Annotated in this window: 14 protein-coding genes; 12 read left to right on the top strand and 2 right to left on the bottom strand. The window is 63.8% G+C overall.

Going from position 1 to position 15,379, the window contains the following annotated elements:
- The first annotated feature begins 26 nt into the window (after window positions 1-26).
- Window positions 27-1,250 carry an OpgC family protein gene (locus B5M41_RS05720; protein ID WP_134650656.1) on the top strand — a complete coding sequence of 408 codons (1,224 nt, stop codon included), beginning with the start codon at window positions 27-29 and terminating at the stop codon, window positions 1,248-1,250.
- Here the strand turns inward: B5M41_RS05720 and B5M41_RS05715 are convergent.
- Complete coding sequence (locus tag B5M41_RS05715) at window positions 1,231-1,881, bottom strand: TetR family transcriptional regulator C-terminal domain-containing protein (protein ID WP_134650655.1); 651 nt, start codon at window positions 1,879-1,881, stop codon at window positions 1,231-1,233. The two genes, B5M41_RS05720 and B5M41_RS05715, sit on opposite strands and share 20 nt — an antisense overlap.
- Before the next feature lie 271 nt (window positions 1,882-2,152).
- Here B5M41_RS05715 and B5M41_RS05710 point away from each other — a divergent pair, with 271 nt between their 5' ends.
- From B5M41_RS05710 to B5M41_RS05695, 4 genes are read left to right on the top strand one after another with little or no spacing between them, the layout of a single operon-like run.
- Window positions 2,153-3,403, top strand: coding sequence for a Zn-dependent hydrolase (locus B5M41_RS05710; protein WP_134650654.1), 1,251 nt, complete (start codon window positions 2,153-2,155; stop codon window positions 3,401-3,403).
- 4 nt (window positions 3,404-3,407) lie between these two features.
- Complete coding sequence (locus B5M41_RS05705; RefSeq protein WP_134650653.1) at window positions 3,408-4,049, top strand: endonuclease domain-containing protein; 642 nt, start codon at window positions 3,408-3,410, stop codon at window positions 4,047-4,049.
- Window positions 4,046-5,500 (top strand): dihydropyrimidinase, encoded by a 1,455-nt coding sequence (gene hydA, locus B5M41_RS05700; RefSeq protein ID WP_134650652.1) that lies wholly within the window; start codon window positions 4,046-4,048, stop codon window positions 5,498-5,500. The genes B5M41_RS05705 and hydA overlap by 4 nt, the downstream gene beginning before the upstream one ends.
- Window positions 5,500-5,877 (top strand): hypothetical protein, encoded by a 378-nt coding sequence (locus tag B5M41_RS05695; protein WP_134650651.1) that lies wholly within the window; start codon window positions 5,500-5,502, stop codon window positions 5,875-5,877. The genes hydA and B5M41_RS05695 overlap by 1 nt, the downstream gene beginning before the upstream one ends.
- A 26-nt stretch (window positions 5,878-5,903) precedes the next feature.
- Here the strand turns inward: B5M41_RS05695 and B5M41_RS05690 are convergent, their stop codons facing one another.
- On the bottom strand, window positions 5,904-6,317 hold the full coding sequence (locus tag B5M41_RS05690) for a cupin domain-containing protein (protein ID WP_134650650.1): 414 nt from the start codon (window positions 6,315-6,317) through the stop codon (window positions 5,904-5,906).
- Window positions 6,318-6,442: 125 nt separating this feature from the next.
- Between B5M41_RS05690 and B5M41_RS05685 the strand changes: the two genes are divergently transcribed.
- The 7 genes from B5M41_RS05685 (at window position 6,443) to B5M41_RS05655 (ending at window position 15,253) form a co-directional block, all read left to right on the top strand.
- Window positions 6,443-7,237, top strand: coding sequence for an ABC transporter ATP-binding protein (locus tag B5M41_RS05685; RefSeq protein ID WP_413713159.1), 795 nt, complete (start codon window positions 6,443-6,445; stop codon window positions 7,235-7,237).
- A complete protein-coding gene (locus tag B5M41_RS05680) occupies window positions 7,237-7,572 on the top strand; it encodes a hypothetical protein (RefSeq protein WP_134650648.1) in 336 nt (111 codons plus the stop codon). The genes B5M41_RS05685 and B5M41_RS05680 overlap by 1 nt, the downstream gene beginning before the upstream one ends.
- A gap of 2 nt (window positions 7,573-7,574) precedes the next feature.
- The gene (locus tag B5M41_RS05675; RefSeq protein ID WP_134650647.1) at window positions 7,575-8,459 is read left to right on the top strand and encodes an ABC transporter permease; all 885 of its coding nucleotides are present in this window, start codon (window positions 7,575-7,577) and stop codon (window positions 8,457-8,459) included.
- Complete coding sequence (locus B5M41_RS05670) at window positions 8,456-9,322, top strand: ABC transporter permease (RefSeq protein WP_134650646.1); 867 nt, start codon at window positions 8,456-8,458, stop codon at window positions 9,320-9,322. Before B5M41_RS05675 ends, B5M41_RS05670 begins: the two co-directional genes overlap by 4 nt.
- 25 nt (window positions 9,323-9,347) lie before the next feature.
- Window positions 9,348-10,340, top strand: coding sequence for an ABC transporter substrate-binding protein (locus B5M41_RS05665; protein WP_134650645.1), 993 nt, complete (start codon window positions 9,348-9,350; stop codon window positions 10,338-10,340).
- 317 nt (window positions 10,341-10,657) lie between these two features.
- Window positions 10,658-11,845, top strand: a complete 1,188-nt coding sequence (locus B5M41_RS05660; RefSeq protein ID WP_134650644.1) for an efflux RND transporter periplasmic adaptor subunit — start codon at window positions 10,658-10,660, stop codon at window positions 11,843-11,845.
- Window positions 11,846-11,941: 96 nt separating this feature from the next.
- Window positions 11,942-15,253 (top strand): efflux RND transporter permease subunit, encoded by a 3,312-nt coding sequence (locus tag B5M41_RS05655; RefSeq protein WP_134650643.1) that lies wholly within the window; start codon window positions 11,942-11,944, stop codon window positions 15,251-15,253.
- Window positions 15,254-15,379: the final 126 nt, after the last annotated feature.

Genomic DNA, 15,379 nt, shown 5'->3' with positions numbered 1-15,379 from the left:
ATCTTGTTTTCAGCGGAGCGCGCATTTTGAAGCGATTTGAGATCATCGACGGCATGCGAGGCTATTTCCTCGTCTTCATGCTCATCAATCACCTGATCTTCGTCGGCGGCTATTGGATGATGGAGGTCAACCATCGCCAGTTCGCCTTTGTCGAGGACGCACAGGGCTTCGTCTTCCTGTCCGGCCTGCTCATCGGCATGGTCTATGCCCGCAAGATGATCAAGAACGGCTACGAAAAGGGCCGGCAGCTCCTGTTCGACCGCGCCTTCGAACTCTACCGCTACGCCATGGGAACGGTGATGGCGGTGCTCGTGGTGCAGCTGATCCTGCCGGATGCCCAAAGGCTCTGGTACAACTGGCTCGGCACCACGAATTTCGACGAGCCGCTCCGGCTGGCGGCGATCGCCACCTTCCTGTTCCAGCCGACCTTCATGGATATCCTGCCGCAATATATCGTCTACATGCTGTTTGCCCCGCCGCTCGTCTGGCTCTGCCTTCGCGGAAAGTGGGCCCATGTGCTGGCGGGCTCGCTGATCGTCTGGATGGCCGCGCAGCTTGGCCTGCAGCGCTTCCTCACCGAACCGCTGAACGCGCTCGTCATGGGCCCGGACGAGCAGGGCATCCGCGCGAGCTTCAACATGCTCGGCTGGCAGATCGTGTTCTTCTCCGCCATGGTCATCGGCGTGCTGACGGCGCAGAACAAGATCGCGTGGACGCAGATCTTCTCGCCCGAGAAGACGATGTTACCCAAGGTCGCGCTGGTCGTTTGCCTGTTCTTCCTGCCGCTGCGGATCGTCACCGCCTGGGATCTGCTGCCGCAGGCCGTGCTCGACAAGTTCGCGACGATGGAGATCCGCGCCGACTTCGGCCCGGTCTACCTCCTGAACTTCGCCGCCGTCGCGACCGGCCTCGCCTGGCTGCTGATCGCCGGGCCGAAGCACCACAATCTGTGGATCCGGAAGCTCGCGGGCATCGTCACGGCCGTTTTCACCTTCCGCTTCCTTCGCCTTCTCGGGCGGCATTCCTTGCAGGTCTATGTCTGGCACGTGGCCATCGTCTATGCCGTCTATTACGCCGACGGGCGCACCCCGGAGCTTTCCCAGCTCACCAAGACGACGATTGCCGTCGTCTGCATCGGCCTGCTTGCCCTGCCGGCGCTGTGGCGCGAGCGTGATCAGATCGTTGCAAGCCTCTTTGGCCAGCCGAAGGCGGAGCCGGCGCGCAGCAAGCCTAGGTTGGCTGCTCGTTGATGTGGAGGCCGGTGAGGAAAAGCTGTTCGAGGAAGCGGGCCGCATCCTCGAACCGCCCGTCGCCGGACTGGTCCTGGCCCAGCACCGCGCGCACCTGCACGTCGAAGTCGGCATAGTGCTGCGTGGTAGACCAGATCGAGAAGATCAGGTGGTACGGGTCGCATTTGGCGATCTTGCCGGCCTTGGCCCAGGCGCGAATGACCTCCGCCTTCTCGTCCACCAGCGCTTTCAGCGGCCCCTTCAGCTCGTCCTCGATATTCGGCGCACCCTGGAGGATTTCGTTGGCGAAGAGCCGGCTTTCGCGCGGAAAGTCACGGGCCATCTCCAGCTTGCGGCGGATATAGGAGCGGATTTCCGAGACCGGATTTCCACCGGCGTCGAACTCGCGCAGCGGATCGAGCCACGTGTCGAGCACGCGGGTGATCAGCGCGCGGTGCATCGCCTCCTTGGTGCGGAAATAATAGAGCAGGTTGGGCTTCGACATGCCGGCCACGTCGGCGATCTGGTCCACCGTCGCCCCGCGAAAACCGTGCAATGAAAAGACCTCCAGAGCGGCTTCGAGGATCTGCTCCTCCTTAGCCTCCTGGATGCGCGTGCGCCGCTGTGTCCTTGCCGCCCTCGGTAATGCCATCGTGCCCCTCCGGCCTGCTCCCGCTGGAAAAGTGCCGCAAAATTCACCAGTTTAAGCGCCGCCATTTTCTGGGGCGAAGCTTCAAGGTTTTTGGTTTTTCGGCTTGAGTGCCGCCCCGGAAGCTGTAATGTTTACCAACCGGTCAAATTATCAGGCCGTTGTCAAGTAAAGACGACGAATCTGGACGGTAGGCGCAAAACAAACAAGAGCGCTGCCGCCGGTGGGAACAAAATTGAGGCTTTCAAAGCCCGAAGACGTGGGAGCATACGACATGGCCGCACCCGGCGAGAACATGCGTGTCAACGCGGACCGCCTGTGGGATTCCCTCATGGACATGGCGAAGATCGGCCCCGGCATTGCCGGCGGCAACAATCGCCAGACACTGACCGACGCTGACGCCGAAGGCCGGCGCCTCTTCCAGACCTGGTGCGACGACGCGGGCCTTTCGATGGGCGTCGACACCATGGGCAACATGTTCATGACGCGCGCCGGCACCGACCCGGATGCCTTGCCCGTCTATGTCGGCTCGCATCTCGATACGCAGCCGACCGGCGGCAAATACGATGGCGTGCTCGGCGTGCTGGCTGGGCTGGAGGTCGTCCGCTCGCTGAACGATCTCGGCATCAGAACGAAGCATCCGATCGTCGTCACCAACTGGACGAACGAGGAAGGCGCCCGCTTCGCGCCGGCCATGCTTGCCTCTGGGGTCTTCGCGGGCATTCACACCCAGGATTACGCCTATGCCCGCAAGGATCCCGAGGGAAAGACGTTCGGTGAAGAGCTGAAGCGCATCGGCTGGGTCGGCGATGAAGAGGTCGGCGCGCGCAAGATGCACGCCTATTTCGAATACCACATCGAACAGGGCCCGATCCTCGAGGCCGAAGACAAGCAGATCGGCGTCGTCACCCACTGTCAGGGCCTGTGGTGGCTGGAGTTTACGCTGACGGGCCGCGAGGCGCATACCGGCTCCACGCCGATGAACCTGCGCGTCAATGCCGGCCTTGCGATGGCGCGCATCCTCGAAATGGTGCAGACCGTCGCCATGGAGAACCAGCCAGGCGCCGTCGGCGGCGTCGGCCAGGTGTTCTTCTCGCCAAACTCGCGCAATGTACTGCCCGGCAAGGTGGTCTTCACCGTCGACATCCGCTCGCCCGACCAGGCGAAGCTCGACGGCATGCGTGCGCGCATCGAGGCGGAAGCGCCCCGGATCTGCGAGGCGCTCGGCGTTGGCTGCAGCGTCGAGGCCGTCGGCCATTTCGATCCCGTCACCTTCGATCCGACATTGGTCACCAGTGTCCGCAAGGCCGCGGAAGACCTCGGCTACAGCCACATGAACATCATCTCCGGCGCCGGCCACGACGCCTGCTGGGCCGCCAAGGTGGCGCCTGCCACCATGATCATGTGCCCCTGCGTCGGCGGCCTCTCACACAACGAGGCGGAGGAGATTTCCAAGGAATGGGCCGCGGCCGGTGCGGACGTGCTCTTGCATGCTGTGATCGAGACGGCGGGGATTGCGGAGTGATCGGATGGTATCGGCGGTGAACACCCCCTCATCCGGCCCTTCGGGCCACCTTCTCCCCGCTGGGGAGAAGGGGATACCTGCCGAACCACTTTTCTCGTCTCTACGGCGCAACACGTGCATCGAGGAATCAAATGAGACGGCTTTGCCGAGCCTTTCCTTCTCCCCCGCGGGGAGAAGGTGGCCCGAAGGGTCGGATGAGGGGGACATGCCGAACGCCAACGACATTACAAAACGACGCCCTGGAAAGACCCATCAGGCCCGACGGTTACGACGGATAGAAACAGAAGAAGAGCGCCTCCTCTGGAGTGACCTTCGCGACCGTCGCCTCAACGGTTTCAAGTTCTCCCGGCAAATACCTTTGGGAGTCTATGTCGTCGATTTCCTCTGTCGCGATCGCCATCTCATCATCGAGGTCGATGGCTTCCACCACGCCGAAAGTCCTTTAGACGAAGCACGAGCACATTGGCTCAACGCATCGGGCTACTCGCTTCTGCGTTTCTGGAATCATGAAGTGACCCGCGAGCGGCGCGCAGTCCTCGAAACAATCCTTGCCGCGCTGGAAGGTCGAATGATCGAACGTTGTCATGCAGCGCGTTTCTATCCGGCCATTCCTGCCGAAACCCGAAGAACAGGGGGACCAACATGAGCACAGTCATCAAGGGCGGAACCGTTGTCACCGCGGACCTGACCTACAAGGCGGATGTCAGGATCGAGGGCGGGAAGATCGTCGAGATCGGGCCGAACCTCTCCGGCGACGAGGTGCTGGATGCGGCGGGCTGTTATGTCATGCCGGGTGGTATCGATCCGCATGTGCATCTCGAAATGCCCTTCATGGGCACCTATTCGGCCGACGATTTCGAAAGCGGCACGCGCGCGGGCCTTGCCGGCGGCACGACCATGGTGGTGGATTTCTGCCTGCCCGACCCCGGCCAGTCGCTGCTCGATGCGCTGAAGCGCTGGGACAACAAGTCGACCCGCGCCAATTGCGACTATTCCTTCCACATGTCCGTGACCTGGTGGGGCGAGCAGGTCTTCGACGAGATGAAGACGATCGTCGAGGACAAGGGCATCAACACCTTCAAGCATTTCATGGCCTACAAGGGCGCGCTGATGGTGAACGACGACGAGATGTTCGCGTCGTTCCAGCGCTGTGCGGCGCTCGGCGCGTTGCCGCTCGTGCATGCGGAAAACGGCGACGTGGTCGCCGCCATGCAGGCCAAGCTGATGGACGAGGGCAACAACGGGCCGGAAGGCCATGCCTATTCGCGCCCGCCGTCCGTCGAAGGCGAGGCGACGAACCGCGCCATCATCATCGCCGATATGGCGGGCGCGCCCCTCTATGTCGTGCACACCTCCTGCGAACAGGCGCACGAGGCCATCCGCCGTGCCCGGCAGAACGGCATGCGCGTCTATGGCGAGCCGCTGATCCAGCACCTGACGCTCGACGAGAGCGAATATTTCAACAAGGACTGGGACCACTCGGCGCGCCGCGTCATGAGCCCGCCCTTCCGCAACAAGCAGCACCAGGATTCGCTGTGGGCCGGCCTTGCGGCGGGCTCGCTGCAGGTGGTGGCGACCGATCATTGCGCCTTTACCACCGACCAGAAGCGCACCGGGGTGGGCGATTTCCGCAAGATCCCGAACGGCACCGGTGGTCTTGAGGACCGCATGCCGATGCTCTGGACCTATGGCGTCAACACCGGCCGCCTGACGATGAACGAATTCGTCGCCGTCACCTCCACCAACATCGCCAAGATCCTCAACGTCTATCCGCGCAAGGGCGCGATCCTTGTGGGCGCGGATGCCGATATCGTGGTGTGGGATCCCAAGCGTTCGAAGACGATTTCGGCAAAGAGCCAGCAATCCTCCATCGATTACAACGTCTTCGAGGGCAAGGAGGTCGTCGGCCTGCCGCGCTACACGCTCACGCGCGGTGTCGTGGCCATCGAGGAATCGACCGTCAAGACCCGCGAGGGCCACGGCCAGTTCGTAAAGCGCGAACCCTTCGCCGCCGTCAACAAGGCGCTGTCGACCTGGAAGGAAATCACCGCGCCGCGCAAGGTGGAGCGCAGCGGCATTCCGGCGAGCGGCGTGTGATGCGCGCGCGCCGCTTCCTCTTATCCGTCGCCGTGGGCCTGGCCTTATGCGGCCAGGCATCGGCGGCGGCCGACATCGTCGACGGCAGCTATGGCAACAAGGAAGGCTGCCTGTATTCCGGAACCGGAGAGTCCTCCGGTGCCGACGTCTTCTTCCTGCTCAACAAGGAGGGTGTGACGACCGCAGCCTCCTATTGCGAGTTCAAGGGCGAGGCCAGGAAGGTCGGCGGCGCCACCGTCGTCATGGCCGAATGCAACGACGAAGGCTCGGAGGAACCGGCATCCTTCGAGCTGACGCTGACGCCGGATGACGGCGGCTACACGGTCAGCTTTCCCGACGGCACACGCTGGGGGCCGCTGGCGCGATGCAAGAAATGACGGTCAGGCACCCCGCATACAGGCTGTTACGCCGGAACGAGCGCTTCGAGATGCGGCAGAAGCACCACGCTCTCCTGCTCGTGGGGATCTGTCCGCGCAATGACGGCCGAGGCCGGTTGATCGGAGAGATTGGCGGGCAGATGCGGCACGCCGGCGGGAATATAGAACATCTCCCCCGCCCTGACGACGACATGGTTCTCCAGCCGCTCGCCGTACCAGGTATGCGCCTCGCCGGAGAGCATGTAGATCGCTGTCTCGTGGCTCTCGTGCATATGCGCCTTCGCGCGCCCGCCCGGCGGGATCGTCAGAAGATGCATGCAGATGCCGGTGGCGCCGACGCTCTCGCGGGCGATGCCCTCGAAATAGCTGAACCCCTGCTTTCCATCATAGGTGCTGCCCGGGCGCACGACGTGGCACGTGGCCTTTCCTTCAAGCGCCATGTCTCTCTCCCAAGAAAGAATTCCGTGCGCAGATTGATACCGCAGACAATGCCGATTGCAATGCCGGAAAGGGACATGCAGTCTGCCGGAAACCGCGCCCTGCGAGGCGCCGAAAGATGATGAGCATGGCCCCATCGAATACCGTCGTCTCCGCAAACGATCTCGGCCTCACCTTCCAGACGGCCGACGGCCCCGTAACGGCGCTGACGGGGGTCAATCTCAATGTCGAGAAGGGCGATTTCGTTTCCTTCATCGGCCCCTCCGGCTGCGGCAAGACCACGTTCCTGCGCGTCATCGCCGATCTCGAAAAGCCGACCTCAGGCACCATCACCGTCAACGGCATGACGCCCGAGGAAGCCCGCCGGCAACGCGCCTACGGCTATGTCTTCCAGGCGGCCGCGCTCTATCCCTGGCGCACCATAGAGAAGAATATTGCGCTGCCGCTCGAGATCATGGGCTACTCCAGGCAGGACCAGAAGGCCCGCATCGACCGCACGCTCGACCTCGTCAACCTCGCGGGCTTCGGCAAGAAATATCCCTGGCAGCTTTCGGGCGGCATGCAGCAGCGCGCGTCCATCGCCCGTGCGCTCGCCTTCGACGCCGACCTGCTGCTGATGGACGAGCCCTTCGGCGCGCTGGACGAGATCGTCCGCGACCACCTCAACGAACAGCTCCTGAAACTCTGGGCCGCCACCCGGAAGACCATCTGCTTCGTCACGCATTCGATCCCGGAAGCCGTCTATCTCTCGACGAAGATCGTCGTCATGAGCCCGCGGCCCGGCCGCGTCACCGATATCATCGAGTCGCCGCTGCCGAAGGAGCGCCCGCTCGACATTCGCGAGACACCCGAATTCCTCGCGGTCGCGCACCGCGTGCGGGAGGGCCTGCGCGCCGGCCACAGCTACGAGGAGCATGCCTGATGAAGCTGCCCTTCGTGCTCTGGCTGTTTGGCGCCACCACCGTCTTCATCGGCGCGGCGACCGCATCGCGCGCCTATATCGGCACGACGAACATCCTCTATCTCCTGCTGTCGCTCGCCCTCTATATCGTCGGCAACCTGATGATGCTGAAGCTCATGCGCGAAGGCGGGCTGGGTCTTGCCATCTCGCTCTCCGCCATCACCCAGCTGCTGCTCGTCAACGTCATCGCCTTCCTGTTCTTCGGCGAACGGCTGAGCACCACCCAGATGGCAGGCGTCGGCCTCGGCATCGTCGCCATGGGGCTGATGCTCCTGCCCTCCCCGGCACGGAGCTGACGATGGAACGGGCCAGCTTCTTCAAGGACCGCCTGCTTCCCATCGGCACCGTCGTGCTCTCCCTCATCGTGCTCTGGTATGTCTTCGTGGTGGTGCTGAATGCGCCCTTCGAGCGTGACACGGCCGCGCGCGCCGGAACGACCATAAGCTTCTCGGAGCTCCTGCCGAGAACGATGGCGCAGGAGCGGCCCGTGCTGCCAGCGCCGCACCAGGTCCTTGCCGAATTGTGGGACACGACCGTCAACAAGGCGATCACCTCCAAGCGCAGCCTCGTCTACCACGCCTGGGTCACGCTTTCCGCCACGCTGATGGGCTTCGGCATGGGCGCCGTTCTCGGCATCCTGCTTGCCATCGCCGTCGTGCACAACCGGGCGATGGACCGCTCGCTGATGCCCTGGGTCATCGCCAGCCAGACGATCCCCATCCTCGCCATCGCGCCGATGATCATCGTCGTGCTGAACGCGGTGGGTATTTCCGGGCTGATGCCGAAGGCGCTGATCTCGACCTACCTGTCCTTCTTCCCCGTCGTCGTCGGCATGGTGAAGGGCCTGCGCAGCGCCGAACAGATCCAGCTCGACCTGATGCACACCTACAATGCCTCGGCGTCCCAGACTTTCTGGAAGCTGCGCTGGCCCTGCTCGATGCCCTATCTCTTCACCTCGCTGAAGGTCGCGATCGCCATCTCGCTGGTCGGCGCCATCGTGGGCGAATTGCCGACCGGGGCCGTCGCGGGCCTCGGCGCCCGCCTGCTCGCCGGCTCGTACTACGGCCAGACGGTGCAGATCTGGGCGGCGCTGTTCATGGCGGCGGCCGTCGCGGCGCTGCTGGTCATCATCGTCGGCTTTGCGCACAGCCTTGTCCTCAAGCGCATGGGGGCACGGGCATGAACCTTTCCATCCTGATCGCCGCCATCGTCTTCTGGCTCGCCGCATGGGCGTTCAACGAGTGGCTGGTGCGGCGCAAACTCACCGGCGCGGCCGACAGGGCCGCCCGCCTCGCCGTGCCGCTGATCTTCGGCATCACCATTCTCGTGCTGTGGGAAGGCATCGTCAGGGGCTTCAACGTGCCCTCCGTGCTGTTGCCGCCGCCGAGCATGATCTGGGCGCGGCTGATCAGTTCCGTGCCGACCCTGTGGGCGGATTTCCGCCAGACCTTCCTCAAATCCGTGCTGGTCGGCTATGCGCTGGGCTGCGGCCTTGGCTTCCTCGTCGCCATCCTTGTCGACCGCTCGCCGTTCCTGCAAAAGGGGCTCTTGCCGCTCGGCAACTTCGTGTCCGCCCTGCCGGTCATCGGGGTGGCGCCCATCATGGTCATGTGGTTCGGCTTCGACTGGCAGTCGAAGGTCGCGGTCGTGGTCATCATGACGTTCTTCCCCATGCTGGTGAACACGGTCTCGGGCCTTGCCGCGACCAGCCACATGGAACGCGACCTGATGCGCACCTATGCCGCCGACTGGTTCCAGACGCTCGTCAAGCTGCGCCTTCCCGCCGCCTGGCCCTTCATCTTCAACGCTCTCAAGATCAACTCGACGCTGGCGCTGATCGGCGCGATCGTCGCCGAGTTCTTCGGAACCCCCATCGTCGGCATGGGCTTCCGGATTTCCACGGAAGTGGGCCGCATGAATGTCGACATGGTCTGGGCCGAAATCGCGGTTGCCGCGGTGGCTGGTTCCGCCTTCTATGGGGCGGTCGCGCTCATCGAGCGGATCGTCACGTTCTGGCATCCGTCTGTCCGTGGTGGGCAGGCGTAAAACAAAGAAGAAAGAGGGAACTGACATGAAAAAGACGATCGCATCGATGCTTCTGGCAAGCGCGTTCTCGCTTGCCGCGTTCCAGGCGGAGGCCGCCGACAAGGTGACACTCCAGCTGAAATGGGTCACCCAGGCCCAGTTCGCCGGCTACTACGTCGCCAAGGACAAAGGCTTCTACGAAGAGGAAGGCCTCGACGTCGACATCAAGCCGGGTGGCCCGGATATCGCCCCGGCACAGGTCATCGCCGGCGGCGGCGCCGACGTCATCGTGGACTGGATGCCGTCTGCCCTCGCCACCCGTGAAAAGGGCGTCGCGCTCGTCAACATCGCCCAACCGTTCAAATCCTCGGGCATGATGCTCACCTGTCTGAAGGAATCCGGCGTGAAGACGCCCGAGGACTTCAAGGGCAAGACGCTCGGCGTGTGGTTCTTCGGCAACGAATATCCGTTCCTCTCCTGGATGGCGCATCTGAAGATCCCGACCGAGGGCGGACCGGATGGCGTGACCGTGCTCAAGCAGGGCTTCAACGTCGATCCGCTGATCCAGAAGCAGGCCGCCTGCATCTCGACCATGACCTACAACGAATACGGCCAGGTGCTGGATGCCGGCATCAAGGCCGAGGACCTCGTGACCTTCAAGTACGAGGACCAGGGCGTCGCCACGCTGGAAGACGGTCTTTACGTGCTGGAAGACAAGCTCGCCGACCCCGCCTTCAAGGAGAAGATGGTCAAGTTCGTGCGCGCCTCCATGAAGGGCTGGAAATATGCCGAGGAGCATCCCGACGAAGCCGCCGATATCGTGCTGGAAAACGACTCGACCGGTGCCCAGACCGAAGCGCATCAGAAGCGCATGATGAGCGAAGTCGCCAAGCTGACCGCCGGCTCCAACGGCGCGCTCGACGAAGCCGACTACAAGCGCACCGTCGCAACTCTGCTCGGCGGCGGTTCCGATCCGGTCATCTCCAAGGAGCCGGAAGGCGCGTGGACCCATGCCGTGACGGACGAAGCGCTGAAATAATCGCGCCGCTTGACGACATCGTGCGGGGCCCCCCAGGGCCCCGCACATCTTTGAGCAGACGGCAGGAGACGGCCACACGCCCCATTGCCTTGGAAAGGCCAAACATCTGGAATAATGAGGCACCATTCCGTTGCCTCTTGTATGGTTGGCCGGCCCCGATTACAAAGACCGCACAGTCGGAACGGGAGGCCGCTGCGCCATCTGTACCCTCCACACTGGCAGGAACAGGTTCGGCGGAAACCAGAAAAGCGCCCGGACACGAAACACGCAGTCACGCTTTTGGGATAGCTCTGCCTATGGCTTTTGGACACGGGACAATGCGCTTCTTTTCTGCCGCGGTCGTGATGGCTGTCGCGCAGACATCCGCTTTTGCTGCCGATGCGGCGAGCGGAAACGCCGATGGCGCCCAGCAGGTCCAGAACCTGCCCGCCATTGTCGTCACCGCTGCCGAACAGCGCAGCCTCGTCGATCGCGTAATCGCCACCGGCACGATCCAGGCTGTCGAGGAAGTCTATGTGACGCCGCTCGTCGAAGGTCTTTCGATCCGCACGCTTGAAGCCGATGTCGGCGATCGCGTCGCGGCGGACGGCACGCTCGCCACGCTGAACGACGATGCGCTCCTTCTCCAGAAAAGCCAGACCGAGGCTTCACTTGCCAAGGCACGCGCCGGCCTCGAACAGATCAAGGCACAACTGGTCGAAGCGAAGGCCAATGCGGACGAGGCCGTCCGGGCCCGCGACCGCGCGCAGCGGCTCGTGAAGTCCGGCTCCCAGTCACAGGCCGGTGCCGACCAGGCGATCGCCGCGGCGGACGCAGCGCTCGCCCGCGTCAATTCCGCCGAGCAGGCCGTCGCCGTCGCCGAGGCCGACATCAATGTCGCGCAGTCGCAGATCGACGATATCGACCTGAGGCTTGCCCGCACCGCCGTCAAGTCGCCGGTCGCCGGCGTCGTGTCCGCGCGCACCGCCAAGATCGGCGCCATCGCCAGCGGATCGGCCTCGCCGCTCTTCACCGTCATCCGCGACGGCGCCATCGAACTCAAGGCCGACGTATCGGAAGACACGATCCTCAAGCTCAAGCCCGGCCTCAAGGCCAAGGTCTCGCTTGCGGGCGGAGCGGCGACGCTGACCGGCACCATCCGCCTCGTCGAACCGACGCTCGATCCGCAAAGCCGCCTCGGCCGCGTCTATATCGGCTTCGACGAGCCGGAGCGGGCCCGCGCCGGCATGTTTGCGAGCGCCGACATTGTCGTCGAGGAAAAGCAGGGTATTGTCCTTCCCCTCTCCGCCATCACGACGGCGGACGGCAAGACGGTGGCCCGAAAGGTCGAGAACGGCGTCGTCAGGCTGGTGCCGGTCGAGACCGGCATTCAGGACGGCCAGGGGATCGAGATCGTCAGCGGGCTTGCAGCCGGCGACGAGGTCGTCGCCAAGGCCGGCGCCTATGTTCGCGATGGCGACCGGATCAATCCGGTCAAGGGCGAGCAGGCTTCGGCCACGAAATGACGGATAGGCTCCGCCGCAAGCGGAGCCGGCAGCCGGGCAACAGGGTCGGAGCCCCTCCCCGGAAGCATCTGGTCTCTTATCGAGGACTTTGGGGACATGAACTTTTCAGCTTGGTCAATCCGCAACCCGATTGCGCCGCTGCTCGCTTTCGCGCTGCTGCTCTATGTCGGTATCCAGTCCTTCTATTCGCTGCCGATCACGCGCTTCCCCAATATCGACGTTCCCGTCATCGCCATTTCGGTGACACAGAGCGGTGCCGCTCCGGCCGAGCTTGAGGTCCAGGTCACCAAGGAAATCGAGGACGCCGTCGCCGGCATCGAAGGCGTGGACGACATCGTGTCGACCGTCACGGACGGCAGCTCCGTCACATCCGTCCTCTTCAAGATCGAAAAGCCGACGAACCAAGCGCTACAGGACGTCAAGGACGCGATCGACCGCATCCGCAGCGACCTGCCGGCCTCCATCGAGGAGCCGGTCGTCAGCAAGATCGACGTGGAAGGCCAGGCGATCCAGACCTTCGCCGTCTCCTCGCCGAACATGACGCTGGAAGAACTGTCGTGGTTCGTCGACGACAAGGTCAAGCGCGCGCTTCAGGGCCAGCCGGGCATCGGCAAGATCGACCGCTTCGGCGGCGCCGACCGCGAGGTGCGCGTCGACCTCAACCAGGACAAGCTCGATTCCTACGGCATTTCCGCCGCCGACGTGAACCGCCAGATCCGCAGCATGAACGCCGATGCCGGCTCCGGCCGGGGCCAGATCGCCGGCGCCGAACAGGCCATCCGCACGCTCGGCGACGCCCGCTCGGTCGAGAAGCTGACGAACACGATGATCGCGCTGCCGAACGGCCGCTTCGTGCGGCTCTCCGAACTCGGCAAGATTTCCGATACCTACGAGGAGCCGCGCTCCTTCTCGCGCTTCAACGGTAATCCGGTCGTGACCTTCGCGGTCTTCCGCTCGAAGGGCGCAAGCGAGGTGACCGTCGCCGGCTCCGTCGAGAAGGCGCTGGGCAGCGTGCGCGCGCAAAATCCCGATGTGTCGATCGAGATGGTCGACGACGCCGTCTACTTCACCTACGGCAACTATGAGGCGGCACTTCACACGCTGATCGAAGGCGCATTGCTTGCGGTCGCCGTCGTGCTGCTCTTCCTGCGCAACTGGCGGGCGACGCTGATTTCCGCGGTCGCACTGCCGCTCTCGGCAATCCCGACATTCTTCGTCATGGACATGCTGGGGTTCTCGCTGAACCTCGTGTCGTTCCTGGCGCTAACGCTCGCGACGGGGATCCTGGTGGACGATGCCATCGTGGAGGTCGAGAACATCGCGCGCCACATCCGCATGGGAAAATCGCCCTATCGCGCCGCGATCGAGGCGGCCGACGAGATCGGCCTTGCGGTGATCGCGACCACCTTCACCATCATCGCGGTCTTCGTGCCGGTGTCGTTCATGCCGGGCATCCCGGGCCAGTACTTCATCCAGTTCGGCCTGACCGTCGCCGTTGCCGTGTTCTTCTCGCTTGCGGTGGCGCGCCTGATCACGCCGGTCATGGCAGCCTATCTGATGCGCTCCAACGATGCCGACGGCCATGGCGAAGAAAAGGAAGGCCGCTTCATGCGCGGCTACACCTGGCTCGTCAGCAAGACGACCGGCACATGGTATGCCCGTTACGCCACCCTGCTCGGCGCCTTCGCCTTCCTGATCGCCTCCGTCATGCTGCTCTTCACGGTGCCCGGCAGCTTCATGCCGCCGGAAGACGCGTCCCGCGTCGTGCTGTCCGTCGAACTGCCGCCGGATGCGATGCTCGACGATACCGACCGCACGACCACGCAGGTCTATGACGAGGTGAAGGATATCGACGGCGTGAAAAGCGTCTTCGTGCTCGGCGGTTCCTCGCCGAAGGGCGATCTGGAACTGCGCCGCGCCTCCGTTACCGTCATCCTCGACAGGCTGGAGCATTCCCTCGCCTACCGCCTGGTGAACGACGTTCTCGGTGGCATTCCCGTGATCGGCCCCTACCTGCCGAAGATGGAAGCGCATGGCCGCCTGCGACCGCAATGGGATATCGAGAAGGAAATCTTCGCGAAGCTTCGCGATATCCCTGATGTGCGCATCATCAAGCTCAACGACCGCGGCGAGCGCGACCTCGCCTTCAACCTGCTCTCCAACAACGAGGCGGACCTGAACGACACGGTCGCGGTGCTGGAAGCCAAGCTGCGCGCCGACCCGCTGCTGGCAAATGTGAGCTCGGAAGGCTCGCTGCCGCGGCCGGAACTGCAGATCCGCCCGCGCGACGACCAGATGGCCCGCTTCGGCATCACCACCGCGCAGATATCGGAGGTCGTGCGCGTCGCGACCATCGGCGATATCGACTCGCAGCTCAGCAAGGTCTCGCTCGACAACCGGCTCATCCCCATCCGCGTGCAGGTGGACCGCGCGTTCCGCGCCGATCTCGCCGCCATCCGCAACCTGAAGATCCAGACCGCGGGCGGCCAGTTCGTGCCGCTCTCCAGCGTCGCCGATATCGACTATTCGGAAGGCCCGAGCGCCGTGAAGCGGCACAACCGCAACCGCGTCGTCTCGATCGGCTCCGATCTCCAGCAGGGCGTGGCGCTCGACACCGCCACCGCCCGCTTCAAGGAGATCGCCTCGGGCATCGACATGCCGTCGACGGTCCAGTTCGCCGAAAGCGGTGACGCGGAAATCCAGGCCGAGATGCAGCAATCCTTCGGCAACGCCATGCTGCTCGGCCTGCTGCTCGTGCTGATGGTGCTGATCCTGCTGTTCAAGGATGTGATCCAGCCCTTCACCATCCTTCTGTCGCTGCCGCTCGCCATCGGCGGCGTGGCGGCCGGCCTCATCCTCACGCAGAACGCGCTTTCCATGCCCGTTCTCATCGGCATTCTCATGCTGATGGGCATCGTGACCAAGAACGCCATCCTGCTCGTCGATTTCGCCATCGAGATGCGCCATGCCGGCATGGAGCGCGTGGAAGCCATGATCGAGGCGGGCCGCAAGCGCGCGCGGCCGATCGTCATGACCTCCATCGCCATGTCCGCGGGCATGCTGCCGTCTGCGCTCGGCGTCGGCGAAGGCGGCGCCTTCCGCTCGCCCATGGCGATCGCGGTGATCGGTGGCATCATCGTCTCGACCGTTCTGTCGCTGGTCGTCGTGCCGTCCTTCTTCCTGATCATGGACGACCTCTCGCGCTTCCTCGGCTGGGCCTTCGGCCGTTTCGTCGGCAAGAAGGACGACGAGTTGCTGGCCATGGAACCGCAGGCGCTGACACAGCTCGCCGACCAGACGGCACGCACCGTCACGGAACTGGAAAAGCGCATCGAGACGCTCGAAAAGAAGAATGGCGAGCGAAAACCCTTCACCGTGGTGCATCACTCCACGCTCGCGGCAGAATAAACCGCTGCGTTCACGGATGAACGGCCGGCGCGGCTTCTGCCCCGCCGGCCGTTTTGCGTTGTTTGATCGAAATCAAGACGCGTATTCCCGCCCTGGACTATCGTTTCAGCTGGAAGAAGGAACGAA

It is taken from the genome of Shinella sumterensis, from assembly GCF_004514425.2.
Lineage (GTDB): Bacteria > Pseudomonadota > Alphaproteobacteria > Rhizobiales > Rhizobiaceae > Shinella > Shinella sumterensis.
The sequence above is the reverse complement of the archived record's forward strand: the minus strand, read 5'-3'. Positions and strand labels throughout refer to the sequence as shown.

What these genes read in the sequence shown, in the direction of transcription:
- B5M41_RS05690 (WP_134650650.1), bottom strand. Translation starts at nt 6,317, where the DNA reads ATGGCGCTTGAAGGAAAGGCCACGTGCCACGTCGTGCGCCCGGGCAGC.
- hydA (WP_134650652.1), top strand. Translation starts at nt 4,046, where the DNA reads ATGAGCACAGTCATCAAGGGCGGAACCGTTGTCACCGCGGACCTGACC.
- B5M41_RS05675 (WP_134650647.1), top strand. Translation starts at nt 7,575, where the DNA reads ATGGAACGGGCCAGCTTCTTCAAGGACCGCCTGCTTCCCATCGGCACC.
- B5M41_RS05715 (WP_134650655.1), bottom strand. Translation starts at nt 1,881, where the DNA reads ATGGCATTACCGAGGGCGGCAAGGACACAGCGGCGCACGCGCATCCAG.
- B5M41_RS05685 (WP_413713159.1), top strand. Translation starts at nt 6,443, where the DNA reads ATGGCCCCATCGAATACCGTCGTCTCCGCAAACGATCTCGGCCTCACC.
- B5M41_RS05670 (WP_134650646.1), top strand. Translation starts at nt 8,456, where the DNA reads ATGAACCTTTCCATCCTGATCGCCGCCATCGTCTTCTGGCTCGCCGCA.
- B5M41_RS05660 (WP_134650644.1), top strand. Translation starts at nt 10,658, where the DNA reads ATGCGCTTCTTTTCTGCCGCGGTCGTGATGGCTGTCGCGCAGACATCC.
- B5M41_RS05655 (WP_134650643.1), top strand. Translation starts at nt 11,942, where the DNA reads ATGAACTTTTCAGCTTGGTCAATCCGCAACCCGATTGCGCCGCTGCTC.
- B5M41_RS05705 (WP_134650653.1), top strand. Translation starts at nt 3,408, where the DNA reads ATGGTATCGGCGGTGAACACCCCCTCATCCGGCCCTTCGGGCCACCTT.
- B5M41_RS05710 (WP_134650654.1), top strand. Translation starts at nt 2,153, where the DNA reads ATGGCCGCACCCGGCGAGAACATGCGTGTCAACGCGGACCGCCTGTGG.
- B5M41_RS05695 (WP_134650651.1), top strand. Translation starts at nt 5,500, where the DNA reads ATGCGCGCGCGCCGCTTCCTCTTATCCGTCGCCGTGGGCCTGGCCTTA.
- B5M41_RS05680 (WP_134650648.1), top strand. Translation starts at nt 7,237, where the DNA reads ATGAAGCTGCCCTTCGTGCTCTGGCTGTTTGGCGCCACCACCGTCTTC.
- B5M41_RS05665 (WP_134650645.1), top strand. Translation starts at nt 9,348, where the DNA reads ATGAAAAAGACGATCGCATCGATGCTTCTGGCAAGCGCGTTCTCGCTT.